We start from the raw sequence: 15,702 nt of genomic DNA on the forward strand, positions 1-15,702 counted from the left end.
TGACAGGATCGCGCCCTTTTTTCTGCTCCGCAGCTTTCACACACTTTGTCGGTTTCTCCGAATGAATCACATCCGAAACTTTTCGATCATTGCCCATATTGACCACGGCAAGTCGACCTTGGCCGATCGCCTGATCCAGCGCTGTGGTGGCTTGCAAGAGCGTGAGATGGAAGCCCAGGTGCTCGACTCGATGGACATCGAGAAGGAGCGTGGCATCACCATCAAGGCCCAGACCGCCGCCTTGCAATACAAAGCGAAGGATGGCAAGGTCTACAACCTGAACCTGATCGATACCCCTGGCCACGTGGACTTCTCTTATGAGGTCAGCCGGTCCCTGTCGGCTTGTGAAGGCGCCCTGCTGGTGGTGGATGCCAGTCAGGGGGTTGAGGCGCAGACGGTCGCCAACTGTTACACGGCGCTGGATCTCGGGGTGGAAGTGGTACCGGTGCTCAACAAGATGGACCTGCCCAATGCCGACCCGGACAACGCCAAAAGTGAAATTGAAGACGTGATTGGTATCGACGCTTCCGATGCCATCCCCTGTTCGGCCAAAAGCGGCATGGGGGTGGAGGATATTCTGGAGGCGGTGGTGGCGCGTATTCCGCCGCCCAAGGGTAATCCGGATGGCCCCTTGCGCGCCATGATCATTGACAGCTGGTTTGACAGTTATGTGGGCGTGGTGATGCTGGTGCGGGTGGTGGACGGTCGGCTGGCCAAGGGGGAGCGCATCAAGATGATGGCGACCCAAACCACCTATACCGCTGAAAATCTGGGCGTGTTCACGCCGGCCAATCAACCGCGTGATTCACTGGAAACCGGCGAGGTGGGTTACATCATTGCCAATATCCGCGAGCTGCAGGCCGCCAAGGTGGGTGACACCATCACGCTGGTGAAGAGCGGCACGGGTGGTGCCGCCTTTACCGCGCAAGAGCCGCTGCCCGGCTTCAAGGAAATCCAGCCCCAGGTGTTTGCCGGGCTCTACCCCACCGAAGCCAACCAATACGAAGGTCTGCGTGACAGCCTGGAAAAACTCAAACTCAATGATGCCTCCCTGCATTATGAGCCGGAGGTCTCGCAAGCCTTGGGTTTTGGCTTCCGATGCGGCTTCCTGGGTCTGCTGCACATGGAAATCGTGCAGGAGCGTCTGGAGCGCGAGTTTGACCAGGACCTGATCACCACGGCACCCAGCGTGGTCTACCAGGTGGTGCAGGCCGATGGTGAGGTGAAGATGGTTGAAAACCCCTCCAAGATGCCTGATCAGGGCCGTCTGGATGAAATCCGCGAGCCCATCGTCACCGTGCACCTTTACATGCCGCAGGAATATGTCGGGCCGGTCATGACGCTGGCCAACCAGAAACGTGGTGTGCAGCTGAACATGGCCTACAAAGGCCGCCAGGTCGTGTTGACCTATGAAATTCCGCTGGCTGAAATCGTGATGGATTTTTTCGACAAGCTCAAGAGCGTGTCACGTGGCTACGCGTCCATGGACTACGAGTTCAAGGAATACCGTGCCGCAGATGTGGTCAAGGTCGACATTTTGCTCAACGGCGAGAAGGTGGATGCGTTGTCCATCATCGTGCACCGCGCGCAGTCGCAGTACCGCGGCCGCGCCGTGGTGGCCAAGATGCGTGAAGTGATTTCACGCCAGATGTATGACGTGGCCATCCAGGCTGCCATCGGGGCCAATGTGATTGCCCGTGAGACAATTAAGGCACTGCGCAAAAACGTGATTGCCAAGTGTTATGGCGGTGATATCACCCGCAAACGCAAGCTCCTGGAAAAACAAAAAGAAGGTAAAAAACGCATGAAGCAAATTGGCTCGGTCGAGGTTCCCCAAGAGGCCTTCCTGGCCATCCTGAAGGTGGACGCGTGATGCAGGCGCTGACCTCTTTTGTCCTCGCCGCCTTTGCCTCCTATGTGGGGGCCTGGTACTTCGGTCTGGTGGAGGGCAACTTTGCCTTGCTGCTGTTTCTGGCCACCGTGGTCACCGGCCTGTATTGGCTGGCCGAGCGTTTTTACTTTTTACCGCAGCGCCTGAACGCCGCAGCTGAGTTGGAAGCACAGACCATCAGGCGCAACGAAGAACTGGGCAAGCTGGGCATCAGCAAGGTGGATGGCGATATCTCGCAAGCCAAGGCGCGCCTGCTGGAACAGCCTTGGTGGCTGGACTGGACGGCTGGACTGTTCCCGGTGATCATTGCCGTGTTCATCCTGCGCTCGTTCTTGTTTGAGCCGTTCAAGATCCCCTCGGGTTCGATGATCCCCACGTTGCTGGTAGGAGACCTGATTCTGGTCAACAAGTTTCACTATGGCATCCGCTTGCCGGTGCTCAACACCAAGATCACCGAAGGCACGGCGCCGAAACGTGGTGATGTGATGGTGTTCCGTTACCCGCCCCAACCCAGCCTGGACTACATCAAGCGCGTGGTGGGGGTGCCCGGGGATGAGGTGGCCTACCTGAACAAGCGTCTGACCATCAATGGCAAGCCGCTGGAAACCAGCGCGCTGCCCGAGTTCTTTGACGAAGACACCATGCGTTACTTCAAACAGTTCGAAGAAACCATGGGTGATCAAAAACATCGCTTGCTCAATGACGACGGACGCCCTGCCTTTGTGCCGGGTGCCAGTGAATTTGAGTTCAAGAACAATTGCCGCTACAGTGTCGAAGGTGTGGTTTGCAAGGTGCCCGAAGGCCATTACTTCATGATGGGCGACAACCGGGACAACTCCCTGGACTCACGCTACTGGGGGTTTGTGCCGGACAAGAATATTGTGGGCAAAGCCTTTTTTGTCTGGATGAACTTTGGCAATCTCCGGCGTATCGGCTCGTTCAACTGATCAGGAGGCAGGGTATGGCTCGCTCGTTCAAATCCGGTCAACGTGGCCTGTCTTTCATCGGGCTGGTGTTGGTGGCCGTGGTGCTGGCTGCCACAGGCGCGGTGGTGGCGCAGGTGATCCCGACCCTGATTGAGTACCAGGCGATTCTGAAGGCCTCGAAAAAGGCGGCTGAAGGCAGCACGGTGGCCGAGGTTCGCGCTATTTTTGACCGGGCTGCCAACATTGACAACATCAAGACCATTACCGGCAAGGACCTGGATGTGTCCAAAGACAATGACACGGTGGTGGTCAGCTTTGCCTACCAGCGTGAGATTCATCTGGCTGGCCCGGCCTACCTGACGTTGAAATACAGCGGCCAGTCCCGTTAATCTGAAAGCACAGGTGATTGTTTGAAGGCAGGTTTGGCGGCGTTGCAACAACGCTTGCAATATGAGTTCTCCGACGTCAAGCTGCTGGCCCGGGCGCTGACCCATCGCAGTTTTTCGGCTGATCACAATGAGCGCCTGGAGTTTTTGGGCGATTCGGTGCTGGGCCTGTGTGTGGCGGATTTGCTCTACCGGCGGCTGAGTTCCCGGCCGGAGGGCGACTTGTCGCGTGTGCGGGCCAGCCTGGTCCGCCAGGAAGCCTTGCACCCGCTGGCTGTGACGCTGGGCCTGCCGCAGGTGATACAACTGGGTGAAGGTGAAATGCGTTCGGGTGGCCAGAAGCGCCCGTCCATTCTGGCCGATGCGCTGGAAGCGGTGATTGGTGCGGTTTACCTTGATGGTGGTTTTGCCGCTGCCCAGGCCTTGGTGAATCGGCTGTACCAGGCGGTCGAGATCAATCCCGCCATGGAGGCCATCGGCAAAGATCCCAAAACCGAACTGCAGGAGTGGCTGCAGGCCCGCCGCCTGAAGTTGCCAGTTTACAAAGTCATTGCTACGCTGGGGGCAGCGCACAAGCAGACTTTTGACGTTGAGTGTGAAATCCCCGAACTCAATCTGACCGAAAGAGGCATCGGTGGCTCTCGCCGTTCTGGTGAACAGGCTGCCGCCACCGCCATGTTGCAAACACTCAAGTCCCAAGGACAACCATGACCAGCACCCAAAAACCAGCCCAGCCAGAAGACACTGGGGCTGATGGCCAAGACAACCTTGAAGCCTTGCTGGCCGGCCTGCGCCGCGACATGCGCCCGGCCGGTCCGGCCGCGCTGGCTGCTGACGGTCAGCGGTGTGGTTTGATCGCCATTGTCGGCAAACCCAATGTCGGTAAATCGACGCTGCTCAACGCCTTGGTTGGACAAAAAATCAGCATCACCTCGCGCAAGGCGCAAACCACGCGCCACCGTATCACCGGCATGCGTACCGTGGGCGCCTCCCAGTTCGTGTTTGTCGACACCCCCGGTTTCCAGACCCTGCACGGCAATGCGCTCAACAAGTCACTGAACAAGACCGTGGTCGGTGCGGTGGCTGATGTCGACTTGATTTTGTTTGTGGTGGAAGCGGGTAGCTTCACCCCGGCCGATGCGCGCGTGCTGGCGCTGCTGGGCAAAAACATCCCCACACTGCTGATCGCCAACAAGCTCGATAACGTGCACCGCCGTGGCGACATCGCGCCCTGGCTGCAAGACATGCAGGCCAGACACAGTTTTGCCGAATTTGTGCCGATGTCCGCCAAAAACGCCAAAGACATCGAGCGGCTGCTCGACATCTGCGCCAAATACCTGCCCGAGCAAGCCTGGTGGTATGCCGCCGACGAGTTGACCGACCGCAGCGAACGGTTCATGGCCAGCGAAATGGTGCGTGAAAAGCTGTTTCGCCTGACCGGTGACGAATTGCCCTACACCTCCACCGTGGTCATCGACAAGTTTGAAGAAGAGCCGCCGCAGAAAAAGGGGCAAAAGCGCCTGCTGCGCATTGCCGCCACCATCGTCGTCGAACGCGACAGCCACAAGGCCATGGTGATTGGTGACAAGGGTGAGCGCATCAAGCGCATCGGCATGGAAACCCGGGTCGAACTGGAAAAACTGATGGACGCCAAAGTGTTCATCGAGATGTGGGTCAAGGTGCGCTCCGGCTGGGCTGACGACGAAGCCCGCGTGCGCTCATTTGGTTACGAGTGAACGGCCGCTGCGCCGTGTGTCGGAGAGGGCGCCCCCGATGATCACCATTCGCTCCGAATGCCCGGCTGACCGGCACATGGTGGAGGCTGTCACGCGCCAGGCTTTTCTGAACCATCCGCATAGCGGCCATACCGAGCATCTGATCGTTGACGGCTTGCGTCTGGCGGGGGCGTTGACGATTTCCCTGGTGGCCGAGCGTGCCGGCCAAGTGGTGGGGCATATCGCATTTTCCCCAGTCACGGTCAGTGACGGATCGACCGGCTGGTATGGTCTGGGACCGGTCTCGGTGGCGCCGGCCTGTCAAGGACAGGGCATTGGCCGGACGCTGGTCGAACACGGACTGGCGTGCCTGCGGGATGGAGGTGCGCAAGGCTGTGTGTTGTTGGGTGAGCCGTCCTTTTATGGCCGGTTTGGCTTTGTCCACCAGCCAGGACTGTATCTGGCGGGTGTTCCGCAGGACTTTTTCCTGGCGCTGCCCTTCGGAACCACCCTGGCACAGGGGCAAGTTGTCTACCATGCGGCTTTTGGTATCGACGCCGAAACAGTGTCATGACACCGCGGTCTTGATCAGGTTTTGGTATCCTGGCCCAGATAAACATTGTATTGATAGCTCTATTTTTTATAGCAACTTTGGCCACCAAACGCATCTCTGACGAACCCGCTTATGTGTTGCACCGCTACGATTGGAGCGAGTCCAGCCTGATCTTGGAGGTGTTCACCCGCCACCATGGCCGCATGGCGCTGGTTGCCAAGGGGGTCAAGCGGCCCAGCTCCAGCTTCCGCCCGATCCTGCTGCCCTTGCAACCCCTGCACCTGGCCTTTGGTGGGGATGCCGAGATCAAGACCCTCAAAGCCGCCGAATGGCAAGGTGGCCACGTCATGCCCACGGGTGACGCGCTGATGTCGGGCTATTACCTCAACGAACTGTTGCTCAATCTGCTGGCGCGTGAAGACCCGCATCCGGTGCTGTTTGATGTCTACGCCAGCGTGGTGCAGGTGATTGCCAGCGAACACGGCGAGGTGCTGGAGTCGGCGCTACGCACCTTTGAACTGCTGCTGCTGCGTGAAATCGGTCTGCTGCCGCAGCTTGACGCCCAGACCATGACGCTGCTGGCGCTGCACCCGGCTGAACGCTACAGCCTGGTGCCTGAAGGTGGCCTGCGCCAGGCCAGCGAGATCGACCGCACCAGCCTCAGCGGTGCGCAGTGGACCGCGCTGCAGCAGGCGCTGGCGCAGCGCGCGCCCCTGACCGCCACGCTGCGCGCCTGCGCCGAGGTGGCGACCGAACTCAAACCCCAGTTGCGCACGCTGCTCAATTACCATTGTGGTGTTCCGGCCCTGCGTACCCGGCAAATGATGATCGACCTGCAAAACCTATGAACCCGACCCGCCCCACCACCGCCCTGTCCGTCAACCTCAACAAGGTCGCCCTGGTGCGCAACACGCGTCACCTGGGCATTCCCAGTGTGACCCGTGCCGCCACGCTGTGCCTGCAGGCCGGGGCCCATGGCATCACCGTGCACCCGCGCCCGGACGAGCGCCACATCCGCGCCAGCGATGTGCCCGAACTGGCCACCTTGTTGCAGGCCTGGCCACAGCGTGAATTCAACATCGAGGGCAACCCGTTTCACAACCTGATGGATGTGGTGGGCCAGCTGGTGGCGCAGAAGCTGCCCGTGCACCAGGTCACATTTGTGCCCGATGCCGAAGGCCAGTTCACCAGTGACCACGGCTGGAGTTTGCCGCAGGATGCGGCGCGCCTGCGTCCGCTGATCGAGCAGGCCCATGCCTGGGGCCTGCGCGTGAGCCTGTTCATGGACGCCGAGCCGACTGCCATGGCCGCGGCCAAAGCCGTTGGTGCGGATCGCATCGAGCTCTACACCGAACCCTATGCCGCTGCCTGGGGCACTGCCGGGCAAGCCACCCAGCTGGCGCGGTTTGCCGCCGCCGCGCAGGCGGCGCTGGACGCCGGGCTGGGTGTCAATGCCGGCCATGACCTCAATCGTGACAACCTCACGGCGTTCATCGCCCACGTGCCTGGCGTCAGTGAGGTGTCGATCGGCCACGCCCTGATCGCCGACGCGTTGGAGCTCGGTTATGAGCGCACGGTGCAGGACTACCTGCGCTGCATCCGCGCCGGGCAGTCGTGACCGGTCTGACGCCGCTGGGCAGCGCATGATCTACGGCATTGGCACTGACATCTGTGACGTACGGCGCATCCAAGACAGTCTGGCGCGCCATGGTGAACGCTTCGCCCAAAAAATCCTCTCCGATGCCGAATACGCCACCTGGCTGGCGCGCAGCCAGCGCTGGCCCGAACGCGGGCGGCGTTATCTGGCCACGCGTTTCAGTGCCAAGGAGGCGTTCAGCAAAGCCATTGGCCTGGGCATGCGCCTGCCGATGAGCTGGCGGGCCTGTGAAATCGGCAAGTTGCCCAGCGGCAAGCCCACGCTGGTGCTGCATGGGGCGCTGAAAGACTGGTTCGAGGCCCGCGGCCTGCGCGCCCACATCAGCGTGACTGACGAAACCGACTACGCCGCCAGTTTCTGTGTTGTGGAGTTTGATGGTAAAAATGACCTCTAGCCCGGATAAACAAATCAGTTGTAGCTATTAAATTCATAGTAAATGCCATGACCTTCCATGCCCCCCTGATCATCGACATCGCCGGCACCACGCTGAGCAAAACCGACAGACAACGCCTCAAACACCCGCTGGTGGGGGGCTTGATCCTGTTTGCCCGCAACTGGCAGGACCGTGCCCAGCTCACGGCGCTGTGCCGCAGCATCAAGGCGCTGCGCGCTGACCTGTTGATTGCCGTGGATCACGAAGGCGGACGGGTGCAGCGCTTCAAGACCGATGGTTTCACCCACCTGCCGCCCATGCGTGCGCTGGGTGAGCTTTGGCGTCACGATGGCCGGGGCACCCCCGGTGAGGGCGCCATGCGCGCCACCCGTGCCGCCACCGCCTGTGGTTATGTGCTGGGTGCCGAGCTGCGCGCCTGCGGGGTGGATCTGAGCTTCACCCCGGTGCTGGACCTGGACTATGGCAGCAGCAGCGTGATTGGTGATCGCGCCTTTGACGCCGACCCACGCGTGGTCAGCCTGCTGGCCAAGAGCCTGATGCAGGGCTTGCTGCAAAGCGGCATGGCCAATTGCGGCAAACATTTTCCCGGGCACGGTTTTGTCAAGGCCGATTCCCACACCGAGATCCCGGTAGACCGGCGCAGTCTCAAGGCCATTTTGGCCGCTGACGCAGCGCCCTACCGCTGGCTGGGCACGGCCCTGACCAGCGTGATGCCGGCCCATGTGATCTACCCCAGGGTGGACGCTCGCCCGGCCGGGTTTTCCGGCAAGTGGCTCGGCGACATCCTGCGTGGCCAGCTGGGATTCACCGGTGCCGTGTTCAGCGACGACCTGTCCATGGCTGGTGCCCGAGTGGTCGACGGCCAGCCGGTCAGCACCACCCAGGCGGCTGTGGCGGCACTGAACGCGGGCTGTGATTTGGTGCTGTTGTGCAACCAGTCGCTGGGGGATGGTGCCGAGGTGGATGCGCTCATCAACGGTCTGACCGAAGCCCAGCTCAAAGGGCAGTGGCAGCCGATGGAGGCCAGCGAGGCCCGCCGACAGGCGCTGCTGCCCACCAGCCCGGCCACCCCGTGGGACGAGCTGATGGTGCAGCCCGGCTACATGCAGGCGCTGGATCTCTTGCCCTGAGTCGGCGGCGGGTCAGGGGGCGCGGTGCAGGCGCGGCGCCGACAGCGCGGCCACCATGTCGTCGATGACCTCTGCCACCTGAGGATGGGCGGCCATCAGCCTGGCCGTGGTCAGCAGCTTGCGCAGTTCCTGCAGGTCCTTGACCGTGGGCGCCACCTTGATCTGGGCGATGGCTGCGGTGCTGTTGCCACCCCGGATCAGGGCCAGTACCTTGGGCGCCCAAATGCTTTGACGTGACATCGCGTGTTTCCTGTGGTCGTTGAAGATGATGAATGATTTTGGCCTCTAACCCAGACAAACATTGCTTCGTTAGCTTCTGTTTTAGTAGCAAAATTCATGCAGTGGTCTGAACACTGGCGACACAATTGCGGCCATTGGCCTTGGCGGCATAAAGCCCCTGGTCGGCAACCTTGAGCAAAGTTTCGGCACCGCTCATGCCGGCGTCGCGCGCGGCGACCCCGACGCTGATGCTGCCGCACCACTGGCCGGCACCTGCGGCAACGCGCAGGGCGGCGACTTCGCGCCGCACTTTTTCGGCGGTCAGCAAGGCGCCATCCAGTGGCGTGTTGCCACAAATGATCAGGAACTCGTCGCCTCCCAGGCGGCAGACCACATCGTCGTTACGCACCGCGTGTTGCAGGCAATGGGCCAGTTCGCGCAGCACGGCGTCACCGGCGTCGTGGCCGTAGCGGTCGTTGATTTGTTTGAAGCCGTCGGCGTCGATCATCATGCAGGCCATTGGGGCCGTATTTCGGCTGGCCTGCTGCCATTCGCGTTCCAGCACCTGCAGGGCCTGGCGGCGGTTGGGCAGGCCGGTCAGCGCGTCGGTCATGGCAATGGTTTCCAGGCGCTGGTTCATGTCCGACAAGGCCTGGGTGCGTTCGGCCACCCGGGCTTCCAGGGTCTGGTTCAGTTCAAACAGGGCCCGGCTGCGCTCAGACACCTGGCGCACCAGTTGGCTGGTGGCTTGCAGCAGGGTGGCGGTGGCCGGGTCGCGGGTCTGGTAGAACGCACTGGACGCTTCCTCGCCGGGGGTCCCAGCCGCAGCGGCCTTCAGCAGCCAGGTCATGAGCAGATCGGTGCCCAGAATGTGATAGGCCAGCCAGTTGCACAGGAAGTTGAGCAAGGCAGTGGCGGCCTGGCGGTCACCACCGGCCATGTCGGTGTGCATGTGCAGAACATCCTGCAGGAACTGGGCGTGTTCTTGTTTGTGGTGCCGAATGTGCACCGGGTAGAGCCCGGAGCGCGCCATCAGCGCTTCTTCTTCGCCGAAGTGGTATTCGGTATAACGCAGCAACTCCTGGAACAGAGCCTCGATCTCGTCGTGGCTGGCGCCCTCGGGACGCATCAGGGCGTCGCCAAACTGGTTGATGGTGTCAACCAGATAGTGGTGTTGCTCGTCAACGGTGGGCAGTCCCGTGACAAAACATTGATCCCAGCGGAAGGCTTCCATGTTTCAGGCTCTTGGGTGTGGTTTGGCAAAGCGACAATGTGCTCTCATTGTTGCACCAAGTCAGGTCAAAATATCACCATGCCAAGGCCATCATCACCGTTACCGTCCGCCCCGGAGGTTTTGCATCCGCCTGCAAGCCAGGTACAGCCACGCAATCCTCTGCATGGGGTGACGTTGGAGGCCATGGTGACGGCTCTGGCCGCCCACTATGGCTGGCCCGGCTTGGCCGAACGTATTCCTGTGCGTTGCTTCAGCCATGAGCCCAGTGTGCCGTCCAGCCTGAAGTTCCTGCGCAAGACGCCGTGGGCGCGTGACAAGGTTGAGGGCTTGTACCTCTTCATGTTGCGGGAGCTGCGTCGCGACATGCCACGGGGTCGTTAGAGGGCTGCGTTCAATCGTCAACCGGATGCTTGTCGGGGTGTGGGTTCGGCCATAAACTGAAACACATGATGAGTGAACCTGAAACTTCTGCCCCCAGCCTGTTGGACGCCACCCTGGCGTTGCAACGCCAGGCTTATCACGCCCATCCGGTGCCGACTTTGCAGGAGCGCCGGGCTGACCTGCGCACCTTGCAGCGTTTTATCCGTGAGCACAAAGACGCCTTGTGTGATGCCATCAGTGCCGACTACGGTCACCGTTCGCGCCATGAGACGCTGCTGGCGGAGGTATTCCCGGCGGTGGACGGGATTGACCATGTGCTGCGCCACCTGCGTGGCTGGATGAGGCCGCAGCGCCGGGCGGTGGACTGGCGCAATTTTTTCGGTGCCCGCAACCGCGTCATGGCCCAGCCGCTGGGCGTGGTCGGGGTGATCGTGCCATGGAATTTCCCGCTGAACCTGAGCCTGATTCCGCTGAGTTACATCTTTGCCGCCGGCAACCGCGCCATGGTCAAGATGAGTGAAAACTCGCGCCATTTGGCGGCTTATCTGATCAAACACATGCCGGCCTATTTCCCTCCGGAGAAGCTGCAGTTTTTTGACGAAACCGGTGGTGTGGGGGTGGCCTTTTCGACGTTGAAATTCGACCACCTGCTGTTCACCGGCTCGGGCCAGACCGGGCGTGCCGTGATGACGGCAGCAGCGCAGAACCTGTGCCCGGTAACGCTGGAGCTGGGGGGCAAGGCGCCGGCCATTGTCTGCGACGACTTCCCGCTGGCCACTGCGGTGGAGCGCATCATGTTTGTCAAACTGCTCAACGCCGGTCAGATCTGTACCACGGTGGACCATGCCTGGTTGCCGGCGGGCAAGGTCGATGAATTTGTGGCACTGGCGCGCCGCATCGTGGCGGTGCGTTACCCGCAATTGAGCTCGCCGGACTACACCGCCATCATTGATGAACGTGCGTTTGAGCGTCTGCTGGCGGCGCTGGACGATGCGCGCAACCGGGGCGCCAGGGTGTTGCCGTTGTTGGATGGGCCGGCGTTTGACCGCCAGCTTCGCAAGATCGCACCGCACATCGTGCTGGACGCGCCGTCAGACAGCGTGTTGATGCAGCGGGAGATCTTTGGCCCGATCCTGCCGTTGCGCAGTTACAGCACGCTCGATGAGGTGGTGACGGCGATCAACGCCGGACCCCGTCCGCTGGCGGTGTATCCGTTCAGTCATGATGCGCACCGGGTGCAGCACCTCATTGACCACGTCATGTCGGGTGGGGTGTCGGTCAACGATGCGTTGTTTCATGTGGGGCAACACGACCTGCCATTTGGCGGCGTCGGGGAGTCCGGCATGGGCCATTACCATGGCCATGAAGGTTTTGAGACCTTTTCCAAAATGCGTCCGGTGTTTTACCAGGCACGTTTCAGTTCCCTGAGGTTTCTGTGGCCGCCGTATGGGCAGTTGGCTGACCGGGTGCTGGCGTTTCTGATCCGGTAAATGATCACGGTGTCGTGTTGGTTTCTGGGGGGGGCGCTGCCAAGCCATCACGCTGGCCGTTGATGGAGGCTGCCTCCAGGATCGGGTGGTCGATCTTGTGCAGAAAGGCCAGCGCCACCCGCGGTGGCGCGTTCAGCAATCTGGCAATGTCTTCCACATCGTCGGGCACGGCAGCGTTGTCCCAGCCCTGGGCGGTATGGCGCGCCAGTCGCACCGCCAACAGCACACATTGCACGTTGGGGCGATCACTGTGACGCGCGTCACTGATGCTGACCAGCAGCTCCGGCAGTTGCCACAATTTCATCAGTGCCTGGCGCATGTCGCTGATGTCAACGCCCAAAACGGCGCGTTGGGCCGCGTTAGAGCGCAGCGTGGTGTCGGCGGCCTGAGCCCGCTGGATCTTGAGGGCCAGTGTGGGCGCGTGTAACCACACCAGCATTTCGGCGAAGTCATTCAGGAACGCCGCCTGATGGATAACGGTGGCATCCGTGTCTCCGCGGTGCAGCGCAAAACCCAGGGCAAACTGGCCCGCCCGCCCGGCCCGGGTCAGCAGCACTTGCAGGCCTTGGAGGGCTTCGGGGTAACCGGCCAGCCATTCTTCCACGGTGCGTTGTGGCCCGAAGTGCCTGAAAAAAGGCGCAATGCCCATCATCACCAGCGCCGTGGTGATGGATTCGGTTTCCGTGCCCGCGCCGGGTCGGCGCAACTGGGCGATGCGCGACAGCAGCTTGAGTGTCATCAACGGATCAGCCTGGATCACGGTGGTCAGCCTATTGGCGTCAACGTCATCTTCGTTGGCGCGCAATTCCTCCAGCGCCCGTGCTGTGGCGGCCAGCACCGGAATTTCGGCATTGAGAAAGAAATGTGACCAGGCGCCGATGTGTGGCCAGGGTGTCTCCAGATGGGTCGGTGGTGGCCATGTGGGGGTGTTCACTTCAGGCTGGTTGACGGTGTCTGGCATGGTTTCACCTCTTATCAAGTGGTCGGGAGTATGGGTGAGCGCGCGAAACAGGTCAAGCGGGTGATTGCCGGGGTTGGGGGTAAGGGCATGGCGCCTTGATAATGGTGCTTTGCCCCTCAGGATGAGAGACCCATGGCCAACCCGATTTCCACCGCTCACGATCAGCCGATGTCCACCGAAACCGTCGCCCCGAAGGTGACTGAGCCGCGCCTGACCAGCCTGTCACACGGTGGTGGTTGTGGCTGCAAGATTGCGCCGGGTGTGTTGTCCAACATTCTCAAAGGCACCACGGCCATGCCGATCCCCAGGGAACTGCTGGTGGGGATCGAAACCTCGGACGACGCGGCGGTCTACCAACTCAACGATGAGCAGGCGCTGATTGCCACCACCGACTTTTTCATGCCAATCGTGGACGATCCCTTTGACTTTGGTCGCATCGCCGCGACCAATGCCATCTCGGACGTGTATGCCATGGGCGGTACACCGATCATGGCCCTGGCCCTGGTTGGCATGCCGATCAGTGTCTTGTCGGTGGAGACCATTGGCCGGATTCTGGAAGGGGGCGCCAGCGTTTGCCGGGCGGCGGGGATTCCGATTGCCGGTGGCCACACCATTGATTCGGTCGAGCCCATTTATGGCCTGGTGGCGCTCGGCTTGGTGCATCCGAACCGCGTCAAGCGCAACGCCAGCGCCCAGGTGGGGGATCGGCTGATTCTGGGCAAGCCGCTGGGGGTAGGTATCCTGTCGGCGGCCTTGAAAAAAAATCAGCTTGATGCGCCAGGTTATGCACAGATGATGTCGGTGACCACCCAGCTCAATACCCCAGGCCCTGCGTTGGCCGCGTTACCGGGAGTTCATGCCATGACCGATGTCACCGGTTTTGCCTTGGCCGGGCACGCCCTTGAGATTGCGCGCGGCGCGGCTTGTACGGTGGAAATTGATTGGGCCCGGGTGCCGTTGTTGCCAGGTGTGCGTGAACTGGCCCTGGCAGGCAACGTCACAGGCGCTTCCGGCCGTAATTGGGCCGCTTACAGTGGTGAGGTGAGTTTGCCAGTCGGTTTTGCACCCGTGGATCAGGCGCTGTTGACCGATCCGCAGACCAGCGGCGGCTTGTTGGTGTCTTGTGCCAGTGAAGCGGTTGACGCGGTGTTGGCGGTGTTCCGGCAACTCGGGTTCGAGGCGGCCTGCGAGATTGGCCGGATCACGCCGGCCGTTGGCGCGGCCAAGCTGGTGTTACGTTAGTCAGGGTTTGGCCGCCGGACGGTATTTCTTGATGAAACCTCGGTCAATCCAGTTCTTGAGCCACCAGACCCAATGCCCCTGGGCTGACCAGTTCCCCCAGCTGGCAATGGCATAACGATTGCCGCACGACAGCAGGTTCAGCGTTTTGTCCTGTGGCTGGTAGCGGCTGGGCTCAATGCCCGCCAATACCGCACGCAGGTTGTGGGCCAGGGGCGCTCCGGCACGCACTGCGTACACCCCGCTGCGCGCATGCGGACGGTCCATGCGGGTGCAGACATCGCCCGCGGCAAACACCTGGGGGTGACTGGTGGAGCGCTGACAAGCGTCGACGGCCATGAACCCTTGGCCATCCAGTGCCAGGCCACTTTCTTGCAGCCATGCGGGTGCCTGGGCACCTGTTGCCAGAATGGGGACATCACAGGTCAGCCGGGCTCCGCTGCCCAGTGTGACTTCACCTGCCGCCATGGCGCTGACTGATTCCTGAATCACCGTGATGTTGCGGTCTTTCAGTGCGTTGATCACCCGTGCCTGCACCTTGGCCGGGTAGTTGGCGGCCACCGGGGTGACGCCGCTGAGCAGGGTGACAGATGCGGTTTTGAATCGATAGGCCACGGCGCATGCCAGTTCGATGCCCGCGGCACCGCCGCCGATCACGGCTACTCGCAGGGGACGGCTTTGTGCCAGCATCACCACTTGTGGCCACAGTGCGCCAAAGGCCTCGATGGGGCGCACAAACAGGGCGTGTTCCCGGGCACCGGGCATCAGGTGCTCGATCTTCTGGCGGTCCTGCACCGGTCCGCTGTTGACCGACAGCACGTCATAACGGATTGTGCTGCCGTCGTCCAGTGTGAGTTCGCGTGTCTGGGCGTCCAGCGCCACGGCACTGCGCTGGAGCCATTGCACGCCACTGTTGGCCAGCAGTGGCTCCAGCGGGATCACACAGTCGTCCAATAGGTAGTGGCCGGCGACATATCCCGGAATCATGCCCGAGTACAGCTGGCGCGGGTGGGGGGCTACCAATGTGACTTGAACTCCGGCCAGCCCTTGGGACGCCAGGGTTGACAGCATGTGGACGTGGGCATGGCCAGCGCCGAGCATCACCAGATGTTTCATGGGACAACGAAGAAGGTATCAAGAAGTTGGATGCAGCCAGTCAGATCAGCCGGCCTGCTACAAGGTGTATTGTCGCTTCCAGCGTCTGTGAGGCGCACCACTTCGACGACGCACAGTGGTTGAGGGTTGGATGTGATGAATCATGCATCCGGGACAGCGATAATTTCCCCGCCTCCAGGAGAAACAACATGCCCATTTACGAATACGCCTGCCAAAACTGCGGCCACGAATTTGAAGCACTGGTTCGTTCTGATACGGTTCCGGTCTGTCCTGATTGCCAATCCACAGAGCTGGAAAAACGGTTGTCCGTCTTTGCCACCACCACCTCGGAGGCCGCGCTTATTCCGAGCAGCCCGTGCGCTTCCTGTCCGAATGCCGGCGCCGGGCCTGGCGGCTGTGGCATGAATTAG

Annotated in this window: 18 protein-coding genes; 14 read left to right on the forward strand and 4 right to left on the reverse strand. The window is 61.3% G+C overall.

Features of this window, described 5'->3' with window-relative positions:
• The first annotated feature begins 61 nt into the window (after positions 1–61).
• The 10 genes from lepA (at position 62) to nagZ (ending at position 8,652) form a co-directional block, all read left to right on the forward strand.
• The gene (gene lepA / locus PHW99_RS03380) at positions 62–1,873 is read left to right on the forward strand and encodes a translation elongation factor 4 (protein ID WP_300173802.1); all 1,812 of its coding nucleotides are present in this window, start codon (positions 62–64) and stop codon (positions 1,871–1,873) included.
• The gene (lepB, locus tag PHW99_RS03385; RefSeq protein WP_300173804.1) at positions 1,873–2,838 is read left to right on the forward strand and encodes a signal peptidase I; all 966 of its coding nucleotides are present in this window, start codon (positions 1,873–1,875) and stop codon (positions 2,836–2,838) included. The genes lepA and lepB overlap by 1 nt, the downstream gene beginning before the upstream one ends.
• Positions 2,839–2,852: 14 nt before the next feature.
• Positions 2,853–3,206 carry a DUF4845 domain-containing protein gene (locus tag PHW99_RS03390; RefSeq protein WP_300173806.1) on the forward strand — a complete coding sequence of 118 codons (354 nt, stop codon included), beginning with the start codon at positions 2,853–2,855 and terminating at the stop codon, positions 3,204–3,206.
• 21 nt (positions 3,207–3,227) lie between these two features.
• On the forward strand, positions 3,228–3,914 hold the full coding sequence (rnc, locus tag PHW99_RS03395) for a ribonuclease III (protein WP_300173808.1): 687 nt from the start codon (positions 3,228–3,230) through the stop codon (positions 3,912–3,914).
• Between the two features lie 89 nt (positions 3,915–4,003).
• Positions 4,004–4,939, forward strand: a complete 936-nt coding sequence (era, locus tag PHW99_RS03400; RefSeq protein WP_300173889.1) for a GTPase Era — start codon at positions 4,004–4,006, stop codon at positions 4,937–4,939.
• 40 nt (positions 4,940–4,979) lie between these two features.
• Positions 4,980–5,492 (forward strand): N-acetyltransferase, encoded by a 513-nt coding sequence (locus PHW99_RS03405; protein WP_366912973.1) that lies wholly within the window; start codon positions 4,980–4,982, stop codon positions 5,490–5,492.
• Between the two features lie 77 nt (positions 5,493–5,569).
• Positions 5,570–6,319: a DNA repair protein RecO gene (gene recO / locus PHW99_RS03410; protein WP_300173812.1), complete on the forward strand. Its 750-nt coding sequence runs from the start codon at positions 5,570–5,572 to the stop codon at positions 6,317–6,319.
• Positions 6,316–7,089 (forward strand): pyridoxine 5'-phosphate synthase, encoded by a 774-nt coding sequence (locus PHW99_RS03415; RefSeq protein WP_300173814.1) that lies wholly within the window; start codon positions 6,316–6,318, stop codon positions 7,087–7,089. The genes recO and PHW99_RS03415 overlap by 4 nt, the downstream gene beginning before the upstream one ends.
• A 25-nt stretch (positions 7,090–7,114) precedes the next feature.
• Entirely contained in the window at positions 7,115–7,522 is a 408-nt protein-coding gene (gene acpS / locus PHW99_RS03420) for a holo-ACP synthase (protein WP_300173816.1), read from the forward strand.
• Between the two features lie 47 nt (positions 7,523–7,569).
• A complete protein-coding gene (gene nagZ / locus PHW99_RS03425; protein WP_300173818.1) occupies positions 7,570–8,652 on the forward strand; it encodes a beta-N-acetylhexosaminidase in 1,083 nt (360 codons plus the stop codon).
• 12 nt (positions 8,653–8,664) lie between these two features.
• Here nagZ and PHW99_RS03430 read toward each other — a convergent pair whose 3' ends face one another.
• Both PHW99_RS03430 and PHW99_RS03435 read right to left on the reverse strand, forming a co-directional pair.
• Complete coding sequence (locus tag PHW99_RS03430) at positions 8,665–8,892, reverse strand: hypothetical protein (RefSeq protein ID WP_300173820.1); 228 nt, start codon at positions 8,890–8,892, stop codon at positions 8,665–8,667.
• Positions 8,893–8,986: 94 nt separating this feature from the next.
• Entirely contained in the window at positions 8,987–10,105 is a 1,119-nt protein-coding gene (locus tag PHW99_RS03435; RefSeq protein WP_300173822.1) for a GGDEF domain-containing protein, read from the reverse strand.
• A gap of 78 nt (positions 10,106–10,183) precedes the next feature.
• Here PHW99_RS03435 and PHW99_RS03440 point away from each other — a divergent pair, with 78 nt between their 5' ends.
• Positions 10,184–10,486, forward strand: coding sequence for a VF530 family protein (locus tag PHW99_RS03440; RefSeq protein ID WP_300173824.1), 303 nt, complete (start codon positions 10,184–10,186; stop codon positions 10,484–10,486).
• A 68-nt stretch (positions 10,487–10,554) separates the two neighbouring features.
• Positions 10,555–11,976: a coniferyl aldehyde dehydrogenase gene (locus tag PHW99_RS03445; RefSeq protein ID WP_300173826.1), complete on the forward strand. Its 1,422-nt coding sequence runs from the start codon at positions 10,555–10,557 to the stop codon at positions 11,974–11,976.
• 4 nt (positions 11,977–11,980) lie between these two features.
• On the opposite strand, the gene PHW99_RS03450 is transcribed toward PHW99_RS03445, so the two are convergent.
• Complete coding sequence (locus tag PHW99_RS03450) at positions 11,981–12,937, reverse strand: HDOD domain-containing protein (protein ID WP_300173828.1); 957 nt, start codon at positions 12,935–12,937, stop codon at positions 11,981–11,983.
• A gap of 168 nt (positions 12,938–13,105) precedes the next feature.
• Here PHW99_RS03450 and selD point away from each other — a divergent pair, with 168 nt between their 5' ends.
• The gene (gene selD, locus PHW99_RS03455) at positions 13,106–14,179 is read left to right on the forward strand and encodes a selenide, water dikinase SelD (protein ID WP_300173891.1); all 1,074 of its coding nucleotides are present in this window, start codon (positions 13,106–13,108) and stop codon (positions 14,177–14,179) included.
• Here the strand turns inward: selD and PHW99_RS03460 are convergent, their stop codons facing one another.
• The gene (locus tag PHW99_RS03460; protein ID WP_300173830.1) at positions 14,180–15,292 is read right to left on the reverse strand and encodes an FAD-dependent oxidoreductase; all 1,113 of its coding nucleotides are present in this window, start codon (positions 15,290–15,292) and stop codon (positions 14,180–14,182) included. It abuts the gene before it with no gap.
• Between the two features lie 188 nt (positions 15,293–15,480).
• Between PHW99_RS03460 and PHW99_RS03465 the strand changes: the two genes are divergently transcribed.
• Positions 15,481–15,702, forward strand: a complete 222-nt coding sequence (locus PHW99_RS03465) for a zinc ribbon domain-containing protein (RefSeq protein WP_300173832.1) — start codon at positions 15,481–15,483, stop codon at positions 15,700–15,702.

The organism is Rhodoferax sp. (genome assembly GCF_028689305.1).
Classification (GTDB): Bacteria; Pseudomonadota; Gammaproteobacteria; order Burkholderiales; family Burkholderiaceae_C; genus Rhodoferax.